Raw genomic sequence first — 19,379 nt, 5'->3', positions numbered from 1 at the left:
AACGAGGATGGCGTGAGTGTAGCGCATCTTTCCACCTCGTGGTTAGTATGGCAACATATCGACACCTAAACTTTGCGTATTTTACCTTATGGAACTGAACTTTGCCGATTTTTCACCAACCCAGATATATCACCTTATGACTCAAACCGTGATCCCAAGGCCCATCGCCTGGGTTTTAACGGAGTCCGATGAACACAACTATAATCTGGCACCCTTTTCTTACTTTTCAGCGGTATCCAGTGCGCCTCCATTACTGATGTTCTCAGCCGGCAAAAAGCCGACAGGGGAAATTAAAGACACAGTAAAAAACATCAAATCAACACGCAGATGTGTAATTCACATTGCCTGTGAGCATGATGCTGAACTGGTAACGCAAACGGCTGCAACGCTGCCGCATGGCGAATCCGAAGTAACCGCCAACGACATTAAACTAGCGGAATTCACAGGCTTTGACATGCCACGTATCGCGCATTGTGATATCGCCTATGGCTGTGAATTATATGAATTTCAGGAAATCGGCGACACGCCGCAAAACCTGGTGTTTGTGAAGATCATCAGTTTGTACCTGAGCGACAAGGTAACTGAGCTGGACCACAAACAACGCATTAAAGTATTGGCCGATAAAGCCGCCCCACTGGCACGTCTGGGTAGTGGAGAGTACTCAGGGATCACCGCACCATTTGCGAAAGTCAGACCTAAATAATGAACGCCCACAGCGATTACCACGTAGCAATCGCTGTGTTGTGCTTCAATAGATTTCTTCCGGTTTTTTTAAACTTCGAATTCTTCTTCATTACCCACAACTATTCTGATGATTACCCCTCGCAATTTACTATAAAAATAGTCGTAAAAATCAGTACGAGACACACCATATATCGAGATAATGGTAAAAAACATCACTGAGACAAACTGTAAAACGTTATCCAGTGTGTCATTTTTCTCAATCTCAAAGTGGGACATTAAGTATTGGGTCACGTCCAAGTTAATGACAAAGCTATAGTACACGAGTAAAAAAGCGATTAAAAATACGCTATTGGTTAGTACTCGACTTATCTTACCGCAACGTGCTTCGATGCGTGCCAAGTTCATCTCCATATATGAAATTTTAACTCGCCCCTCTTCTACTTTTTTATTGAGAGATTCAGTCAGATAAACATTGTCACTTTCGAGTGTTTGTTTCTCACGCTCATATTTGGATTCCATATCACTTAACTGCGACTCCAGCGCTTTTTTCTGTTCTTCATTATCTTCGATGATTGAATTGATGTAGCTTCCTTGTTTGTTAATAATTTCTTTTGCAATACACTCAGCGCCATCTTTACTGGGTGTCGAAGCATACTCGCTTAAAGAAATCAGCTTTTCAGTATAATTATAGAGCTTAACCTGAACACCTTCTTGCTCAGTTAATTTACCCTCGCCTATTAATTCGCCAATGTGCTTCTGAAACTGGCTTTTTACTTCTTTATTAATCGAGAGATTACTCATCGCATGAGCCACGATTTGATTCTTTGGTAACTTGTCGAGCGATGTGGGTAACTTAGTCCAAAGACGCGTTGCAAAGACCACATCTGTCATACAGTGCTGAACTCTGTTTGGTTCAGCTTCATCCCTGTAGTGATTTTTAAAGAATAAGGTGGCGGTATCCGCAAGCGCTTTATTTGGAGTAATAAAGATCGCGTTACATTTCTCAAGATAGCGCTTTGCTTCTCCTTTTCTGAGCCTGTAAATTGCGCATATAGAATTAACATCAGCGATCCGCGCGTCATCTGACTCCTGGTTTAATCGACTGCCCACCATATTGTCCAGGTTGGATTCATTTATCGAGTTTTCCAGCTCGACTGTCGGAGCATCTTTGATCTCAAACCCCAACTGTTTAAGCTTGTCATCCAGGTCGATAACATATTCAAGCAACTCACCTGCGCTGATGCCTCGTTGAAACGCATGATTTGCTAAGTCTCCATCAACCTGCCTGCCCTCAACCAACCCAGACGCGACACGATTAATAATTTTCTTAATTTCACTGACTGTATGGCTGAAAATACAAATTTTTGCGTCTAATGATTTGCACAAGTTAATAAGCTCATTTGTGCTTTTTTCCATTTCATCATTTACGTAACCCAGTACACGCAGCACCAATTTAGTATCGAAATAAACCTCTACACCTTTCATCTTTGACTGAAAGGTGACAATGGCAGATCCCATGTCTTGACTTGATTTATGCTTGTCATACTCAGTTATTTCAGTAATCGCCCTCAATAACGCATCCCCCAGAGCGACATCCGTAAGATCCTTGATGAAGGTTTTGCCATGATCCGGATCGTTAATTGCTATCGCGACAATTCTGTTCAGTTCAGAGTCCCGATTACTGATGTTTGAGGCCTGAGCCTTACCGCCGAGAAAGCTAATAGCAGACTTATCCAGCCACTCTTCAAGCACTTCTTCTGCTTCAAATTTGAATCTGGAGTACTCTTCAATCACATCAAATAAAATCGCTTTTATCCGGTTGATCTGCGCTTTTGATTCTCGCTCCATGTTTAATACATCTTCAATGCCTTTTTCACTTTTGGTCCGTTCATAAATAAAAGTCTTTTTATTTAAGGAAATGAGGTCAGTGTTTGCGGAGATATTTTTAAACGTATAGCGTATAACGTTGAGCGGAATTTCAACGCCAAAGTACTTTTTTATCGCTGTCTGAACTTTGACTTGTTCAAATTGACCATGTTTAAGATCCAATAAAGCCCTTTTGACCAAAGGCTCGACTGCATCGATAGGGCTTTTAAGACCTCGCCCAAAGGCAGCTTTAAGAAATGCGTATGCCAGAACAGTTGAACTCATTGATAACACCATTTTTATTCTAATTAAGATTTAAAAGCGCAGAAAAGAAAGGTTAACCACTATAAAATGCAAAATAATAGTATCACAATATTAACCATTCTAAACAATCTTAGACAAATTCCTGAGACGGTGTGAGACTGGGGCTTAAAACTGATCTAACGGGCAAAGCCTTACTGTAACAGTAAATAAAGTAGTGACAGCCAGAACACCTCTACACCTCACTTCTCGATGAGCGTTTGTGTATACTAGCAGCTTTGCATTAGTCAGAAGAATAATAACATGATTGGAATAGGTGAAATAGCAGCCATCAGTGCTGCATTTGTTTGGGCGTTTTCAACCCTGATATATAAGCGCTTTAGCCACCACCTTAGTCCATTTGAACTCAATGTCAGCAAAGGCGTGATCGCTGCAACCCTGATGGTATTGTGCATGCTTATTGTGCAAGATACCGCATATCCTGTATTACCATCCAGCTGGGCCTGGTTGATTGCCAGTGGCGTTTTAGGTATTGCCATTGGAGATAGCGCCTATTTCGCTGCGCTCAGAAATATTGGTCCTGCACGCACTTTGGTCGTAGAAAGCCTGGCACCAGCTATTGCCGGCATACTAAATATCCTGATCCTCGGTGTCTATCTTAGCCCGGTTGCCTGGCTTGGTATCCTGGTAACAACATGTGGTGTCATTGTTGCGATTAAACCTACTAAAGCTCAGCCTATAACAGATAAAAAACACTATCTGCTTGGCATCGCGTTTGCGATCACCGCCGCAACCTGCCAGGCCGCCGGCATGGTGCTCTCTAAAGGCGCGTTAAATAGTGAAACCATCAGTAGCTTATGGGCTGCATTTATCCGCCTTACATCTGGCACCTTGTTTGTTGCTTGTCTGGTCGCCAGTTTGAAGTCACAAAGCCTCAATCAGGCACTGACATTAAGGCAATTGTCGGGTAAACGCTGGTTATTTGTTGCTGTCTTTTTTGGCACCTTTATTGGTTTGTGGTTGCAACTCATATCTGTTAACCACACCGATCCAGCCATTGCGCAAACTATTTTTGCCACAGCCCCACTCATGGTGATGACCCTGGGCCTGATCCGAAGAGAAACCGTCACCAAAGCAATGCTATGCGGCGGTGCAATTGCATTATTTGGGGTGTTTTTGCTGTTGCAAGGGTGAAGCTGCGTAACACTTAACAAATAAATAAGGAAGCAGGAACAAAGTACCTGAACGACACCATTGTACCTGCTTTCATATCTGCCTTACTTAGACTTGTGCTGCCAGATGCGCTTTGTAAGCTTTTACCCACTCCTTTTCGACAAACCAATCATCGCCGTTTTCTTCGATCTGCGAATGATTTCATGGGGTGTCAGTGTACCTGCCCATTTAAAAACATACTCTGCGGTGTTGATCATCGCCTTTTTTAGCAACTCTCTGACTTCATCTTCAGCAACGATATCGGCACCGCGTTCAGTGATCCAACCAGGAAGTAACTCCTTTGGCATTTCCCACTGTTTTTTAACAAAAAAGCCTTGCCTTATCGGCTCGGCCTCAATCAGCCCACCGTAGTAGAGGGGGAAATAGGCGGATGTTTCCCCACGACTATTGTGCGCGTTTGTATACTGCCATTGTTCATACTCAGGAAGCTGCATAGGGTTCATCTGCACCGGACCATAGTGATCAGCATACTGCATCGGCTGCATCGCTCAGAAATCCTCACGCTTAACATAGTTATAGAAAACTACCGTCAGATATTTTAGAAAAATACTCTGGGAATGAGAAATGTTGGCCAGTTCAAAAGCCAGCATGTAATTGTCATCGGCGAAGTACCACCCGCCATTATTAAACCAAAAACCCAGAGGTAATAGATACTTGCTCCCCAGCTCTTCTGAAAGACTATAAAATTCATTAGCTTTCATTCTGATACATTCCTTTTATTACACTCATAATTTGTCTAAATCATGGATATTGTAACGTAGAAAAGGCGTTAAAAAATACCAGCCTCAATACTTACTAGCATAAAACAAGCCTACGTTGTTCAGAAGTAAAACCTGCCTCTGTGTTCTGTCTCTCGGTTCGCGCTCCCCGGTAAACACTTCACCCACAGTAAACCCCACTGCAAGCACATACGTACAAAGCCCTAACTGTATAAAGAATGGAAGTTAAACATGGCTAAAAATGTATTAGGTGGAGCGCTGCAGTCTTGCTGCACAAATCCGTTGACCGGTTTTTTAAGGGATGGATTTTGCAATACCAATCATATGGACGTTGGTACTCACGTAATTTGCGCCACAGTCACAGAGGCTTTTTTGGCCTTTACCCAATCCAGAGGCAACGATTTAACCACGCCACATCCGGAATATCATTTCCCGGGCTTAAAACCAGGCGATGGGTGGTGTTTATGCGCGCTAAGGTGGAAAGAAGCCTATGAAGCCGGGGTTGCTCCTCCTGTCAATCTCGAAGCAACGCACGAAAATGCGTTGGAGTTCATCTCATTAGAGGTCCTCAAAGCACATCAACAATAAAGCAACTGGTTAAAAAACACTTTCTAGCCAGAGTATTATAACTCTGCGCTAGAAAGCGACAGCTGTCAGCCCCTGACTTCATGATTCCCCTACTTTTAACTTAGAAAAAGCGTTAACACGCAATAAAACCAAGCTCACTAAACAATTATTCCCAACCACAAAATGCTACAATATAACATATCAACAAAAACAATAAGGAACCCTCATGTCAATGCGATTTCACTCTCAAGTATTGTCCATTGCACTTGCAGGTACGCTGACCATCAGTAGTCAAGCAACCGCGCAAATAAAACTGACATCCACTGAATTACAAGGCCTTGATTACCAAAAAGCGCTAATTAATGGCCAACTAGACGCCAGTATTCCCACCCCAGAGAGTATTCTAGGCTTTCCTGTTGGCCAAAAAGCGGCAACACCAGCACAAATCACCAACGCACTAAAACTGTGGCAACAAGTCAGTGATAAAATGCAAATTGTAGAATATGCGCGCTCTCACGCAGGCAGACCCTTACACTATGTGGTTATTTCATCTCCGGAATACCTAAAAAACACCGACCGGATCAAGTCGGATATCGGCAAGTTAGCAAACCCAAAAAACCTCTCAAAGAGTGAAGAAAAGCGCATTATAAACAGACTGCCAGCCGTCGCCTGGCTTGCCTATACCATTCATGGCAATGAAGGGTCGGGCAGTGATGCGGGACTGGCGGCAATCTACCAATTAATAGCATCACAAGAAAAAGACATTCAAGATATGCTTGAAAAAAGCGTTATCATTGTCGACCCTCTTATGAACCCTGACGGTCGTGCGCGCTTTACACAGGAGCTTCAGCAGCGTCGAGGGGTTGCCCCCAATGTAGACACCCAATCGACGTTACACACCGACGCATGGAGAGCTGGCCGCAGTAACCATTACTTGTTTGACTTAAACCGTGACTTTATTTTGGGCGTTCACCCTGAAACGCGCGGTATTGTTAAATCAATCAATGAGTGGAATCCGCAATTAATGATTGATGCGCACGAAATGGGCCCAATGGACTCTTATTTATTTGGTTTGGCGCGAGAGCCTGTAAACAAAAACTTGTCCGCATCAGGCAGGAAATGGGGGGGGATTTTTGCGCAGGATCAGGCTCAAGCTTTTGATGATCAAAACTGGCCATACTACACAGGTGAATGGTTAGAAAACCTTTACCCGGGTTATTCAAGTTATGCCGCGTTCCGGGGCACTATTCACATTCTGTACGAACAAGCGCGCATCAAAGAAGATGGTGTCATGCAGCCGAATGGCCGTATTGTGAGTTATGCTGAAGGAGTTGATAAACAGCTTGTCAGTAGCCTGGTTAATGTAAAAACACTCATTAAGCACTCAAAAGATATCTATCGTGACTTTGTGAGCGACAAACGTAAGCTCATTTCAAAAAACAGCCCATATGCTGATAGAACTTTTGCCATTTTACCGTCTGAGAACCATCAGCGTATGGCCAAGTTTGTTGATTTAATGCAGTTGCAAGGCTTTGAGATGCATCAAACTACGCAACCTATTGCTGTTAAAAATGCCACTAATCAACTTGGAGATTCCGTCTCACAAATGCTCCCCACAGGTACGTTAATCATTCGCAATCGCCAAGCTCAGGGGCGGCTTGTCTCCACTATGCTGGAATTTGATACCAAGATAGACGACAGTGTACTTATTGAAGAGCGTCAACGCGTACTGCGTGATGGTTCCAGCTTAATGTATGATGCCACTGCATGGAACATCACCATGATGCACGGTGTTGAAGCCCTGGCCATTCCAAGCGATATCAATGATAACATTCGCCCTTACTCTGCACCTGAAAAACGTCCGGCAATAATTAAAAAAGCGAATTCCATTGGCTATGTGGTCAATGGCACTAATGATGCTTCGGTAGGATTTGCCGCTCGCTTAATGGAACGAGGGGTGACAACACGTATCCTTGACAAAGAAACGGCCCTGGATGGGGTAAATATGAGTCGAGGCACCATTGTAGTCTCACGCTACGACAATGAATTCTTTGCCGGCGATTTAGATGCAGTAATTGAGAAAACAGCACAGGAAATGTCTGTCACTGCACATGCGGTAACAGGTGGTATGGGTAAAGGCGACTTGCCTGATTTTGGTGGTGAGCACTTTAAGGTACTGAATCAACCAAAAATCGCCATTCTTGGCGGCCCCGGCATCAGCTCATTAGATTTTGGTGCAATTTGGCATAGCATCGACAGTAATCTGGGGATCCGTCATTCTCATATAGACTCAAATCGCTTTAATATCACAGACCTGCGACGCTACAACACGTTCATCGTGCCAACGACCTGGTACAACCGATTGGGTCAAAATGAACTGTCAGCAATAAAAGCATGGACAAAAAACGGTGGCACACTCATTGCCATAGATGGCTCTGTAGCTCCGTTTGTAGATAAAGATGCTCAATTCAGCCGGGTAAGGCAAATTCAGCATACCTTCAAAGACATAGCCACATATGATGTTGCCTTACAAAAAGAGTGGTTAGCACAAAAAAACGGTTATCCTGAGGTGAGCCTGGCCTGGCAACACAATGCTGCTGAGTCAGTCAACTACCCCTGGAACAGCGAAACAAAAACACCAAGCGAGAAGCAACTGAAAAAACAAGATGACTGGCTCGCACAATTTAAGCCAGCAGGCGCTCTGGTTGCCGCTCGTACCGACCAAAAACATTGGTTAACTTTTGGTGCCCCTAAAGTGATCCCGGTTCTGACTGCCCAAAACCCGGTTTTGATGGCCAAAGAAGACGTGCAGGCGCCGGTTAGGTTTGGTGCATACCAGGAAATGGAAGACAAAGAATGGAAAAAACGCGTGGAAAGTGCAGCAGATAAACCGCTTAACCGCACAATAAACTGGTCAACGTTACCTGAAAAACAAACTCTGACGCTGCGTATGAGTGGCCTGTTATGGCCAGAAGCAAGCAAACGAATCGCGAATTCAGCTTACTTAACACGAGAGCGCCTGGGTAGAGGACAGGTTATATTGTTCTCAGGCCAGCCTGCATTTAGAGGCTCGACACTCGCAACTAACCGTTTACTACTAAATGCAATCGTATACGGTTCTGGTCTAGGTACAAATCAACCAATTAAAAAGATTTGATCATCGTATCTGAGTCATACTTATCAATAACAGCCTAGAAGCCAGCAAGGCTCGACCTTGTTGGCTTTTTGTATTTACTTCATCATATCCATACTCAATCAAATAGGCGGCTCACCTGCTTCATGATTAAAAGTTGTCACCTGAACAACCGACCCATTTTGTACTCACTTTTATTCGACTGCTGCCAAATTTGCTCTGTATGGATGTAATTTCAGATCTATCATTTAGATTATCCTCAGCGCCACTTAAGACGTAAACCATAAAAAACGCCAAAACAACTGGTGTATTTTCTCTAAACGCAACGAACACAAACACGTTACAATCAGGTATCTTGCTGTTGCCGGATAAAAAACTCTAAGATAAAATGCCGTTTTCAAAATAGGGAAAAACGATGAAATATCTAATCGCTTTATTTATGTTGATAGTTAGTACGGGGTCTTACGCGAACTACCAGTCTCAGGGTCAAGTAACAAATATCATGACCTCTTTAGGTAAGGTAATAGTCACAGTTAAGAACGTCAATGGTGCCATCGACAAGTTCTGGTTTACACCAGACTCAGACATCAACCGTGTATCTCTCTCATTATTCCTCACCGCAAAAGCGACACAGGGTACTGTTTGGGTGAATGGTTCAGACACAATTGATAATCTTCAATATCCACACAAGGCAAGAAGGCTGATCGCGATGGATTACAAATAAAGTGCACTTCAGGGTAGGCAGCCTTTCAGACTACCTACCTTTACTACTCAGCTTTACTAGCTAAACACTCTCGCTTAAAAATGTACTTTTCCAGCACCTTATCCAGCTCATCCGTTTTAAACGGCTTTCCGAGGTGCGCATTCATGCCTATGCTCAGATATTTATCTACCTCGCTTTGCATGACGTTAGCAGTCAATGCGATGATAGTCAGTCGCTCTTTATCATAGGTTTCACGAAGGATACGGGTAGCTTCCATACCATCCATCACAGGCATTTGAATATCCATTAAGACAAGGTCAAATGCGCCATCGCACGCCTTGATTGCCTCAATCGCCTGTTGACCGTTTTCTGCAATCTCAACCTCTAAGTTAAAACGATCTAATAACTTGGTCGCCACAATGCGATTAATCTCATTGTCTTCAACGAGTAGCACCCGAAACTCACCTGCTGCACAGGCAGGTTCTTCTGCCTCGTCTGATTGTTCTGGGTTATTCTTTGCAGCAGTTTGGCTGGGCGTATCTTTAACAAAAATGCTGATCAGGTCTTTTTTTAGTAGTGGCTTATAGAGTATCGGGTAGTTCACTTTTGTCGCAATACTTTGCTCTGTGTGCGCCGTGTAAATGACAACTTTTGCAGGTAACACCGCTAAGGTTTCTAGTCTCTCTAACAACTCATTGGCTTCACAATCGGGCAATATCCAATCAAGTAGTAGTATGTCAAAAGTATTCTCTGATAACGCAGCCTCAGCTTGCCGTCCGTTTTGCGCACGCGACACGCTCAGCCCCACTTACGAGGCAATGTTATCACTGACCTCCATGTAAATTGGGTCATCTTCTACAATTAATATTTTGCCTGCAATACTGGCAGTCGAAATTTCCTGCTCAGTTAATGATGCCTTACTGACAGTTTCCAGAGGTAAACGAACGCTAAACGTAGAACCCTGCCCGACTTCACTAACCACCGCGATATTACCCTCCATTAGCTCTGTCAGTAATTTACAAATTGTCAGTCCCAGTCCGGTACCACCGTAGCGACGAGTTGTAGATGCTTCAGCCTGTGTGAAACGCTCGAACAGCTGCTCAACTTTATCCTGCTCTATCCCTATCCCCGTATCGCTCACTGAAATCTCCACCCAGTCACTCGACTCGGTTTTAGCCTCCCGATGCACAGCAAGCGTAATCGAACCGGATTCCGTGAACTTCGCTGCATTAGACGTGAAATTTAGCATAATCTGATTGATCCGAACGGGATCGCCGAGGTACCAGTCACTGAGCAAAGGGTCAATATCGAAAATAAGCTTGACCCCTTTGGTATTGGCAATGGGCGTGATCAGAGATCTCAAGTTATCGATCAACTCCTCAAACTGAAAAGACGTTTGTTCGATATTAAGCTTCTTAGATTCAATTTTTGAAAAGTCGAGAATATCGTAGATGATGGTCGTCAATGCATTTGCCGAAAAGCGCACTTTCTCAAGGTAATTTCTTTGTACTGAGGTGAGCTCTGTAGCCAGCAGGATATCAGTCAGACCCATGATCCCATTCATGGGCGTTCTTATCTCATGTGACATATTGGATAAAAACAAAGACTTGGTTTCGGCAGCCTGATTCGCCTGCGCATTGGCTCGCTTCAGATCGCTCATCAACCGCAGCAACACGATAATAATAAGAAGAGATACCAGCGCAAGCAGGAAGAGGATCGACCTTGTCATCTGCCAGTAAACAGTGTCGACCTGTTCGCTAAGGTGCTGCGTTTTTTTCAAAATGGCCGTTGATAGCGTACTGTTTTGTATCGGTACCAGCAGATTTGAAGCGGGCAATGCATTCTCGAGTATAAAATCTATGTGTAAACGCATTACCCTGAAACTACGGCTTTCTTGTTCAAACTGTTCGAGTGATGCCATGGAGCGCATTAGCTGCTCACGCACCACTTCAACAACAGTATGTGAATTGGTTACCTGCAAATTAGACACCAGGGCAGCGCTTTTACTGACGGCTAACTGGGCTTGCGCTGAGTAAGCCTCTTTTTCCAGCTCCTGCTTTGCAATGTAACGGTAGGACGTTTTGAGCATTGAAGCCAGCTGCATGTATGTGTCAACAGCATCATGAAAGTGCGTGACAGCGAGGCTCATTTCGTCGCTCAACAAGTCCCGGGTGAGCAGTTCATTGTATGCACTTTCGAATTCCAGCTGCTTTTGTGCATGCCTGTCAAAGTGATAAATATTGCTATCCATTGCAGATAAGGTTTCGAGCGATAATTCTGTTGTCGCCCTGTTAAGTCGCGCTTTCAGCGCCATAGCAACCTGAGTATCTTGTAGCTGATGATATTGCGTGATGGCTTGCGCGCCAACCCACCAAATCAATCCAAGTATTGCTCCTTCAATAAGGTATTTCATTCTTTCAATGACCTCGGCAGTTCGCCTGAAAAGGCATGTAGCACTGCTTCTAGATCAGAGACATCCTCCTCACTGAGTTCTAACCCTAGCTGCCCGCTCGCCATTATCCGGATCGCATCCGACAATTGCACCACAGAACCATTGTGAAAATACGGTCCTGTATGTGCAACGTTCCGCAAACTGGGCACTTTAAAGACAAACTTGTCTTGCTCGTTACGGGTTATCTGATACCGCCCGGCGTCATTGAGTAATGCTTTGGGCATACGATCCAGGCGACCCATTTTCTGGTAAATATTGCCTCCGATATTACGCCCCTGATGGCAGGTCACACAGCCCAGTTCAACAAACTTTCGATATCCGCGCTGCTGTTGCGCAGTTAACGCCTTTTCATTACCTAACAGGTAAGCGTCAATGGGCGTATTTTCGGATACCAGTGACATCTGAAAGGCGACTATGGTCTTGGTGATATTTTCAGGCGTGATCCCGTCTTCGGACAAGGCTTCGAAGCTGTTAACAAAGTGCGGCTGTTGATTGAGTTTGCCTATCACTTGCGGCCAGTTGCTGGCCATCTCTAACGGGTTATGAATGGGTAACGGCAACTGACTGGTAAGATCGGGACTGCGCCCATCCCAGAATTGCCTGAAGTTAAAGACCGCATTAATTACACTCGGGGCATTGCGACTCCCCAGCTGCTGATTTACACCAACAGAAACGGGAAAACCGTCATCGCCGCCATTATAGAGGTCATGACAAGAAGCACAGGACGTTGTGTTGTCCGCCGAAAGCAATGGGCTTTTAAACAGAGCTTTGCCAAGCTGCACCCAGCCAACATCATAGTGTTCCAGACGCGGCAAGGGTTGAATGGCGGCATCTACCCATTGGCTGGAATAAGTGACTAAGTCTGCGCTGTTATTAATAACAGGCTGATGATGGCGATTGTCTTTGATAAAATAAAACTGCAACGCAAGCGTTAAAAATACCATTGCCAGCGCGCTAAATACTGCCACCACATACTTGATACCCATACAAATAATATCCCAGGTGAGCCTGTCAGCTCTCAATTATGAGAATAAGTATAGACACCTAAAGCAAATACCCCCATGACTACCAGGTAAGATGAATACAACCGTAACCTGCCTGCTCACTGTCTTGGATATTCTGAGTCAGATTAGCTCATTCATCATGAGCCAGCAACACTGACGCTGTGATTAAAAAGCAAAGATTTTGACTGGCATTTTTCCACTCCCAACTTTCTCATGATCGGTTAGTTTCACTTAATTTCACTGTACATTATGTGCTGAGGGCCAGCAGGACCACCCACATATTTGTCTTCACATTCAGTTAGCCCGGCTTTCTTATAACAAGCATATGCCCCCGGATTTTGACAGTTAACACCCAGATATATCCAACGAAATTGTGGATAATGTTCTACCAGGTAACCTAACACAGCCACCATTGCCGCACTGCCCAGCCCTTTCCCCTGATACTGCTGACCAATCACAAACGCACGTATCCCAAGCGCGCCGGTCGGGCAATAAGCAAACTTTTCTGCATACGCCAGATCCAGCTTAAAGTAGCCAACCAAAGTGTCCTGATAATAAATAACATGGAGATGTGTGGTCTCACAGATCTCATCGAGAAACTCTTGCGCCGTGCCAGCAAAACGAACCTGCTCGGAGGCCAGCTGAATGGATTTAACCGCTTCAATGTCGGCAGGTCTCAGCTTTTTAATTGTGATCATATCCGCCCTTAATTCGTTATAACATAACCAAAACTACTGAATATGTGTGTTTGAGAGAACCCAGATGAGTGTTTTGATCTCTAATAGGAACAATCAACGTAACGAACAACAACGCGAGAATCAAGAGAAGCGAGGTGAGGTGTTCTGGTCAACACAGTGTAAAACGAACAAACGTCGTCTATTGAGCTAAATAACACGCGCCTTTACCCAAAGCGCATGCCTGGTTCGATACCGGGGAGCCAATTCAAGCAAAGTTCAAGATGGTGTGTAGGCCTCCCCGCTTGCCCTAATCAATCTTAAGGTAATGGCTATTGCTTGCCCAGCCGCTTTAAAAAAGCCAGTTTCTGCTGCTCTTGTGCACTAGGTGTGTAAGCTTGTCTTTGAAGATCCGAGAGATCGACCTCATCCAGTGCAAACTCACTGACTTTACTTCGGCCAAAACGTGCTTTTTCCTGCGGCGAGCCAGACATCCGCTCTACTACGAAAGTCTTTAGCTTCAGGCCTGATGCATGGTTCGGCAACACACTTTGATGGATCTTCATGGGCAATGTCTGCACACCTTCACTCAGGCGTTTTCTGGCAACCACATGAGACAAAGGTTGATCGCCTAAAAACAGATTTGCTCTGACTCGATAAATCCCAGCTTCCTGCACATTCAGTCTGGCATCAATCAGCAGATCACTGCCGTGTACCCTAGACTGTTCTAGATTTACCAGCTCAGCACTGGGCTTCATATATTGTACCTGTGCGACTAAGGGGATCTCATCACCTCTGACATGTGCTTGTACGGTCAGTTGCAATGCTCTGGGAAAATCTTTTTTACCAGGTATACTGGCAATATAACCGCCTTCTTGCTCATGCAGGCTTTGTGTTATCAGCACCTTATTACTGTCTACCTCGCTTACCATCACAGTGGCACCATAAATATCACTGCCAGTCAGCATTAATTCTATGGGTTCTGGATACACAAAACGATATTGACTCACTTTAAGTGTCAATACCTCTTCAATATCCTGTGTCGGAATGGTCACCGGATAAAAATGATTGGGTGTCAGCCTGTCAGTGTCTGCCAGTGATAAAGGCTGAGAGTACGGGGCATAACGCAACTGCTGCTCATAAAGCTGAGCAACTTTGCTCGCGGCATCAGTCATTTCTATCGGAATATGACGCTCTGACTGTTGTACTGATTTTACCTGAGGTGTGTTTTTTATAGCTTGTTCTGGCTGATGGTTAACCACCTCAGCATTCAGTGTCTTAGCAACTGCGCCGTGGTGAACGGGCTCAGCGTCACCGCTGAGCCACCAATAACCAAGCCCGATTGCCAAAAACGTCAGAATAATGAACATTCGGGACTTCATCCTGACCTCTCTTATTGCATCGCGTTAAGCATTAGACGAGACAGGCTGTTATTTCCTGAGTTTTCAACATAGCGATAAGTACTTTTCCAGAACCAGGCACCCGTTTCTTCTTCGTAGGTGTTGAAGTTGATGGTGCGACCGTCCACTAACTGGCGGCTCGCTTGTGCGGCAGTCACTTTGCCTTCAGCCCGATCGTTAATGACAGAAAAGTGGTCATAGTTATCACTCATCAGCATAGGGTAATGATATGGCATAAACCCGCTAACAGCATCGCTTTGCGACGCAAGCTTTCCGCTAGTTGCAACGCTTGCACTACAGCTACCAAAATCGTCTGCACGGCTGGCACCACATGCAGAGTGAGTTGCGACAACACTGTCATCTGTGCCTTTGAGGAAAAGTTTAGTCGCCCCCAGAAACAAGGTTCCATCAGCAACAAAGCGCAACCTTGGTGTTCTGGCTTCTGGCAGAGCGGCGATTTGTCTGGCGTTATTTACTTTCAGGTCATTCAACACACCCAGGCGACCCTCAACAGAACCCCCTAGCCAGGCTCTGATGGCGGCTTCAAGCAGAGGGTTCAAACCTGATGTGCCCTGAGCAACACTCACTGCCAAATCAGCCAATTCACTGCCACCGCCAGCACCTGCAATATCAAAGGTTGCAACAATGTTAAGCGGTGCTAAGCCTGCGTTCTCAAGCCAGTTTGCCTGATTATCCAACAGATAACGCGCAACCAGATCACCCGTAGAGTGAGTGACCAGAATACAACCTGGCTGACAAGTTCCCTGTTGCGACATTTGCTTCAGCTTTGGCCAAACATAGTCGCTGGCTATCTTGCCTTCGATACGCTCCAGCGCTGGCCAGTCAATACGTACATCTGCATGTTGGCCCCAAAACTCTGCCCAGTAAGACTCCCCGTCACCAATTACATCGATTGGATAGCCTGAAGTGATCTGGCTGGTCTGAAGGCCGTGGATAAGAACGACTTTATAACCACTTGCAAACGAATTAAATGCGACTGAACCTAGCAAGAAAAGCCAGGAAAAACGTAGAAAGTATTTGATTTTGTGCTGCATAGCTTCCTCTTAAATCCTATTAAATCATTGTGTTCAGTGACCAGTCTTCAGATTTCGGTTATCCGGTAATACGCCATACCGCGAAAATTACATAAAGCGCAACTGCATACAAGCATCACTCATCTGACGTCTGACCTTTTAGTTAAAACGAATAATAAGCTAATGAGTATATGATCAAAAATCAACCACAAAACGAATATAAATTAAACTTTTATTAACGTTTGTAATTTGGAGAATAATGTATTTGAGGAAATTTCAAGATGTGCTGTGCGTCTAAAATAGATACAAGCATAGCGTTCGCCGACTGTTAGCCGGCGACTTCGACCCGATCTCGTCCGTGTGATTTGGCCAGATAGAGCGCCCTGTCTGCCAGTTCAATCAGGCTTTGCCAGGGTGCACCTTCTTTGTGTAGTGCAATACCAAAGCTCGCCGTGATCTGCCGAATAGGTTCACCAGTTTTTTTATCCTTCACCGACAGCTTTCGAATGTCATGACGAACCATATTGGCAAAGCTAACCGCTTCGCTAACACTACTGATTGATAAAGTAAGGCAAAACTCTTCGCCACCATAGCGGTAAGCATCGCCACGACCTTGTGCATGGTGTGACAGCTTTTCTGCCACCTTGCGCAGAATGTCATCGCCTTTTTGGTGGCCAAAATCGTCGTTAAATCGTTTGAAGTGGTCAATATCAACAAATATCAACACCTTTTGCTTACTCAGCGGGTGTGTGCAGAAACTGACAATATCTTCATCGAACTTGCCCCGGTTCAACAATCCCGTCAGCTTATCTGTGTTGGCCTCTCGTTGAGACGCAAACAGCGCCTCTTTAAGTAGCTTAATTTCATCGTAAGCCACTTCCAGTTTATTCTGAAAGCCCAGCGCATTCTGTTGCATTGCAACTGCTTCGCGGGTCAACCTGGACACATATTCCAATACTTCATCATAAGCACTCGGGTCTTGTTCCGCACCGCGTTTTTTAAGGTTGTGCAGACCATAGTGACACTCGGAAAGAAACGCAGAGAAGTCCTGGGAAGATTCCAGGGTTTCACAGATACCATTCTGGACCTGATCTATCGCGCCCTGAAAAGAATGAGAAATTTCATGGAACAAGGCCAAATCATGCTGAGACAGGTACTTATCAAATAACTCTCTGGCAAGATGAGGCGGACAACCCTGATAACGGGCAATAATCTGATCCAACTCCACATTCAGCTCTGGTTGTGAGCCCACAACATAGCAATAGAAAATTGAATAATTCAGTGGTGTCAGCGGGATCCGATAGCGGATCATAATAGGAAGCGCCTGCTTCAGATAGTGCGCGGAGCGAGTTAGTGTTGTATCAAATTCCATACAGGTCCATCAAGTCGCATTGTTCGGTGGCAATGCTTTATTGTTTATTTATTGTTCTACCTTTGGAGCCAAACGCGTGCAATACTAAATAATTAGAAAAAATTAATCAATCATATCGTATCATTTACAATTAAATTCACTCAGCCAAGCCCAAAACATAAAATATTCCCACCTGCAAATTCTAAAAATAAATTATTCAAACCTATGAAATAAATACAAAAGTTAGAACTGTCAGTGCTCAGCGCAATGTTAATTATTGCTTATTACCATATAATGAAACTTCACTTGCTCAGTGCCAGGCGCGCTGATAACGCAATAAACAAGGTCCCCAGTACACCGTCGAGATGCACAACCCAGCGCTTTATCCCTTTGGCTCTTGTTGCGATAGTTTTCGCCAGATTACTGAAAGCAGCAGCGAACAACAGATTAATGCCAAACGCAAACAGACTTAACATCAGCCCAAGTACAACTAACTGCGCGGTCAGGCCATGCTCTGCTGTGGTGAATTGAGGTAAGAACAAGCTAAAAAACAACAGTGCTTTGGGGTTAAGTAAGTTGTTAAAACATCCTCGCTTGATCAGCTCGACACCGTTTAAACCACTCTCAGTGGGAGCGGTTTCGGTTCCTGAGGGGGTAATGCGACGGTGTTTGTACCAGTGAAGAAGCATCTTGACGCCCAGGTAGGCCAGATAGGCCGCACCAATGAGTTTGACAATGAGTGCAACCAGCGGCATTGTCTGCATCACCTGACCAAGGCCAAAGGCCACTAACGCCGTCTGTACCAAACCTGCCAGTAAAATACCCAGTGCGATAAAGGCACCGGCACGGAACCCCTTTGTAGCGGAGTAACTGGATAACAGCAACAGGTCCGGGCCCGGGCTGATAACCAAAAAGAAAATAGTAGTAAAAAACAGAGGTAACAGAGTAATATCGATCATCAGAGCTTCGGACTAACGTCACTTCATCGCACAAATCATCGTCTCAGTGTACCCATTTTAATACGTAAAATAAATCACAGTCGGGAGTTTTTTGAACCTTGCGCTATAACGCTATTTCGCCTCTTCGCGCCTGAGATCATTAAACAAACCTAACTGCCATGGCCGCATTGCTAAAAACAACCCCACACTCTGACGTTTATCCAAAGGCAGGCGAGCATCTTGCTGATTCAGCTGAGCAACCTCTTTAGTCAACAGCTCCAGTCTGCGTCTCACCAGACTGATAGTCGCATCGCTATAACTACCGCGTAAATAAAATCGAAAGCTGTCTTCTCGGTTGAAGTCGCCCTGTAAAAACCTGGTCAGTACCTGCTGTTCGATAAAGCGCTCGAGCGGGCCTCCGGGGATCCAGCGAAAGTCTTGCGCTACCAGAGATTTATAGCGATTATTGGGGAGCAACTGGATCATGTTCAGGCTATCTAATCGTGCCAGTAAACGAATGCACTCCAGATCATCAATTTGATAGTGAGAGATAATGTCTTCAAATTGCCAACCATCACGCACGCACACAGCCACCAAAAACAGTTTCGGAATCTCCATCAACTCCTGCTCCTGAGCCTGGGTAAGCTGGCTGATCAGAGACTGCTTTTGCTCTCCCAACGCAAACAGATCTGCCAAAGACAACTGCATCAGATCACAGATCTGCTCAAGACGCTGCAAACTAAACTGTTCACTGGCAAAGACCCGCTTAACATTGGCCTCGCTCATATCCAGTGCGTTAGCGACCTCCTTATAGGTCAGCTTATGTTGTTTCAACAGCTGTTTGAGCGTTGAGGTTATCATTGGTATTTGGCTCAAAGTATTACATTCCTATACTTACAGTCTCTGATTACTATACATATCAAATATGAGTATACAAATACAATCCCTTCGGTAAATTGGAAAGCAAGTCAACGCAAGCCACATGGTTTGCTTACCAGGAGGGAAAGATATGACTCATTTACTTCGTTCAGTTTTATGTTCTGCAGTATTAGGATTATTTTGTACACAGGTTATGGCAAATGACAGTCATGCGTCACAGGCCAGCCATCATGGCAGTCAGGCCAGCAAGTACAGTGCACTCAGCGTAGGCGAAAGCGCCGTTGTCGGGGCCCAGGTATCTATGGTGGTGTTAGCTGCCCCGATCGCTGTGGTCGGGATAAGCGCCATGTCAGCTGGCGCTGTTAGTACAGGTGCCGCTCTCAGTTTATCTGACGCAGCCAGCCCAAAACCCTTACCGATTTGTGACGATGTATTGATCGCAGGACCAGCACCGGCACAAGCCCTTAGCGAGGAGCGATAG

18 protein-coding genes are annotated in these 19,379 nt (G+C 44.9%); 6 read left to right on the top strand and 12 right to left on the bottom strand.

From position 1 onward, the window contains the following. Window positions 1-88 precede the first annotated feature (88 nt). Complete coding sequence (locus AT705_RS19875) at window positions 89-703, top strand: flavin reductase family protein (protein WP_058798120.1); 615 nt, start codon at window positions 89-91, stop codon at window positions 701-703. A 68-nt stretch (window positions 704-771) separates the two neighbouring features. Here AT705_RS19875 and AT705_RS19870 read toward each other — a convergent pair whose 3' ends face one another. Continuing rightward, window positions 772-2,835, bottom strand: coding sequence for a hypothetical protein (locus AT705_RS19870; protein ID WP_058798119.1), 2,064 nt, complete (start codon window positions 2,833-2,835; stop codon window positions 772-774). Between the two features lie 279 nt (window positions 2,836-3,114). Here AT705_RS19870 and AT705_RS19865 point away from each other — a divergent pair, with 279 nt between their 5' ends. Next, window positions 3,115-4,005, top strand: a complete 891-nt coding sequence (locus tag AT705_RS19865; protein WP_058798118.1) for a DMT family transporter — start codon at window positions 3,115-3,117, stop codon at window positions 4,003-4,005. Between the two features lie 122 nt (window positions 4,006-4,127). Here the strand turns inward: AT705_RS19865 and AT705_RS19860 are convergent, their stop codons facing one another. Together AT705_RS19860 and AT705_RS19855 are read right to left on the bottom strand one after the other, a co-directional pair. After that, complete coding sequence (locus tag AT705_RS19860; RefSeq protein ID WP_157576928.1) at window positions 4,128-4,520, bottom strand: hypothetical protein; 393 nt, start codon at window positions 4,518-4,520, stop codon at window positions 4,128-4,130. 12 nt (window positions 4,521-4,532) lie between these two features. Further along, window positions 4,533-4,745 (bottom strand): hypothetical protein, encoded by a 213-nt coding sequence (locus tag AT705_RS19855; RefSeq protein WP_058798116.1) that lies wholly within the window; start codon window positions 4,743-4,745, stop codon window positions 4,533-4,535. Between the two features lie 249 nt (window positions 4,746-4,994). On the opposite strand from AT705_RS19855, the gene AT705_RS19850 reads away from it, so the two are divergent. The 3 genes from AT705_RS19850 to AT705_RS19840 all read left to right on the top strand — a co-directional run bounded on the left by AT705_RS19850 (window position 4,995) and on the right by AT705_RS19840 (window position 9,187). Beyond that, window positions 4,995-5,351, top strand: coding sequence for a DUF2237 family protein (locus AT705_RS19850; protein ID WP_058798115.1), 357 nt, complete (start codon window positions 4,995-4,997; stop codon window positions 5,349-5,351). A 205-nt stretch (window positions 5,352-5,556) separates the two neighbouring features. Then, window positions 5,557-8,487, top strand: a complete 2,931-nt coding sequence (locus AT705_RS19845; protein WP_058798114.1) for a M14 family metallopeptidase — start codon at window positions 5,557-5,559, stop codon at window positions 8,485-8,487. A gap of 391 nt (window positions 8,488-8,878) precedes the next feature. Continuing rightward, window positions 8,879-9,187: a hypothetical protein gene (locus AT705_RS19840; protein WP_058798113.1), complete on the top strand. Its 309-nt coding sequence runs from the start codon at window positions 8,879-8,881 to the stop codon at window positions 9,185-9,187. A gap of 43 nt (window positions 9,188-9,230) precedes the next feature. Here the strand turns inward: AT705_RS19840 and AT705_RS19835 are convergent, their stop codons facing one another. The 9 genes from AT705_RS19835 to AT705_RS19795 all read right to left on the bottom strand — a co-directional run bounded on the left by AT705_RS19835 (window position 9,231) and on the right by AT705_RS19795 (window position 18,895). Next, a complete protein-coding gene (locus AT705_RS19835; protein ID WP_167552013.1) occupies window positions 9,231-9,962 on the bottom strand; it encodes a response regulator in 732 nt (243 codons plus the stop codon). A gap of 12 nt (window positions 9,963-9,974) precedes the next feature. Next, complete coding sequence (locus AT705_RS19830; RefSeq protein WP_058798111.1) at window positions 9,975-11,579, bottom strand: hybrid sensor histidine kinase/response regulator; 1,605 nt, start codon at window positions 11,577-11,579, stop codon at window positions 9,975-9,977. Continuing rightward, window positions 11,576-12,604 (bottom strand): cytochrome-c peroxidase, encoded by a 1,029-nt coding sequence (locus tag AT705_RS19825; RefSeq protein ID WP_058798110.1) that lies wholly within the window; start codon window positions 12,602-12,604, stop codon window positions 11,576-11,578. Before AT705_RS19825 ends, AT705_RS19830 begins: the two co-directional genes overlap by 4 nt. A 245-nt stretch (window positions 12,605-12,849) precedes the next feature. Then, window positions 12,850-13,320: a GNAT family N-acetyltransferase gene (locus tag AT705_RS19820; RefSeq protein WP_058798109.1), complete on the bottom strand. Its 471-nt coding sequence runs from the start codon at window positions 13,318-13,320 to the stop codon at window positions 12,850-12,852. Between the two features lie 308 nt (window positions 13,321-13,628). Continuing rightward, a complete protein-coding gene (locus tag AT705_RS19815; RefSeq protein WP_157576926.1) occupies window positions 13,629-14,678 on the bottom strand; it encodes a hypothetical protein in 1,050 nt (349 codons plus the stop codon). Between the two features lie 11 nt (window positions 14,679-14,689). Next, the gene (locus tag AT705_RS19810; RefSeq protein WP_058798107.1) at window positions 14,690-15,751 is read right to left on the bottom strand and encodes a hypothetical protein; all 1,062 of its coding nucleotides are present in this window, start codon (window positions 15,749-15,751) and stop codon (window positions 14,690-14,692) included. A 307-nt stretch (window positions 15,752-16,058) separates the two neighbouring features. Then, window positions 16,059-17,102 carry a GGDEF domain-containing protein gene (locus tag AT705_RS19805; RefSeq protein WP_058798106.1) on the bottom strand — a complete coding sequence of 348 codons (1,044 nt, stop codon included), beginning with the start codon at window positions 17,100-17,102 and terminating at the stop codon, window positions 16,059-16,061. A 281-nt stretch (window positions 17,103-17,383) separates the two neighbouring features. Next, window positions 17,384-18,040: a LysE family translocator gene (locus AT705_RS19800; protein WP_058798105.1), complete on the bottom strand. Its 657-nt coding sequence runs from the start codon at window positions 18,038-18,040 to the stop codon at window positions 17,384-17,386. 111 nt (window positions 18,041-18,151) lie between these two features. Continuing rightward, window positions 18,152-18,895 (bottom strand): helix-turn-helix domain-containing protein, encoded by a 744-nt coding sequence (locus AT705_RS19795; RefSeq protein ID WP_058798104.1) that lies wholly within the window; start codon window positions 18,893-18,895, stop codon window positions 18,152-18,154. Between the two features lie 133 nt (window positions 18,896-19,028). On the opposite strand from AT705_RS19795, the gene AT705_RS19790 reads away from it, so the two are divergent. After that, window positions 19,029-19,379, top strand: a complete 351-nt coding sequence (locus AT705_RS19790; protein WP_157576924.1) for a hypothetical protein — start codon at window positions 19,029-19,031, stop codon at window positions 19,377-19,379.

It is taken from the genome of Pseudoalteromonas rubra, from assembly GCF_001482385.1.
Lineage (GTDB): Bacteria > Pseudomonadota > Gammaproteobacteria > Enterobacterales > Alteromonadaceae > Pseudoalteromonas > Pseudoalteromonas ardens.
This window is presented reverse-complemented; position numbering and strand designations above follow the sequence as displayed.

Coding starts and splice junctions, on each gene's coding strand:
- AT705_RS19875 (WP_058798120.1), top strand. CDS start 89: ATGGAACTGAACTTTGCCGATTTTTCACCAACCCAGATATATCACCTT.
- AT705_RS19870 (WP_058798119.1), bottom strand. CDS start 2,835: ATGAGTTCAACTGTTCTGGCATACGCATTTCTTAAAGCTGCCTTTGGG.
- AT705_RS19865 (WP_058798118.1), top strand. CDS start 3,115: ATGATTGGAATAGGTGAAATAGCAGCCATCAGTGCTGCATTTGTTTGG.
- AT705_RS19860 (WP_157576928.1), bottom strand. CDS start 4,520: ATGCAGTATGCTGATCACTATGGTCCGGTGCAGATGAACCCTATGCAG.
- AT705_RS19855 (WP_058798116.1), bottom strand. CDS start 4,745: ATGAAAGCTAATGAATTTTATAGTCTTTCAGAAGAGCTGGGGAGCAAG.
- AT705_RS19850 (WP_058798115.1), top strand. CDS start 4,995: ATGGCTAAAAATGTATTAGGTGGAGCGCTGCAGTCTTGCTGCACAAAT.
- AT705_RS19845 (WP_058798114.1), top strand. CDS start 5,557: ATGTCAATGCGATTTCACTCTCAAGTATTGTCCATTGCACTTGCAGGT.
- AT705_RS19840 (WP_058798113.1), top strand. CDS start 8,879: ATGAAATATCTAATCGCTTTATTTATGTTGATAGTTAGTACGGGGTCT.
- AT705_RS19830 (WP_058798111.1), bottom strand. CDS start 11,579: ATGAAATACCTTATTGAAGGAGCAATACTTGGATTGATTTGGTGGGTT.
- AT705_RS19825 (WP_058798110.1), bottom strand. CDS start 12,604: ATGGGTATCAAGTATGTGGTGGCAGTATTTAGCGCGCTGGCAATGGTA.
- AT705_RS19820 (WP_058798109.1), bottom strand. CDS start 13,320: ATGATCACAATTAAAAAGCTGAGACCTGCCGACATTGAAGCGGTTAAA.
- AT705_RS19815 (WP_157576926.1), bottom strand. CDS start 14,678: ATGAAGTCCCGAATGTTCATTATTCTGACGTTTTTGGCAATCGGGCTT.
- AT705_RS19810 (WP_058798107.1), bottom strand. CDS start 15,751: ATGCAGCACAAAATCAAATACTTTCTACGTTTTTCCTGGCTTTTCTTG.
- AT705_RS19805 (WP_058798106.1), bottom strand. CDS start 17,102: ATGGAATTTGATACAACACTAACTCGCTCCGCGCACTATCTGAAGCAG.
- AT705_RS19800 (WP_058798105.1), bottom strand. CDS start 18,040: ATGATCGATATTACTCTGTTACCTCTGTTTTTTACTACTATTTTCTTT.
- AT705_RS19790 (WP_157576924.1), top strand. CDS start 19,029: ATGACTCATTTACTTCGTTCAGTTTTATGTTCTGCAGTATTAGGATTA.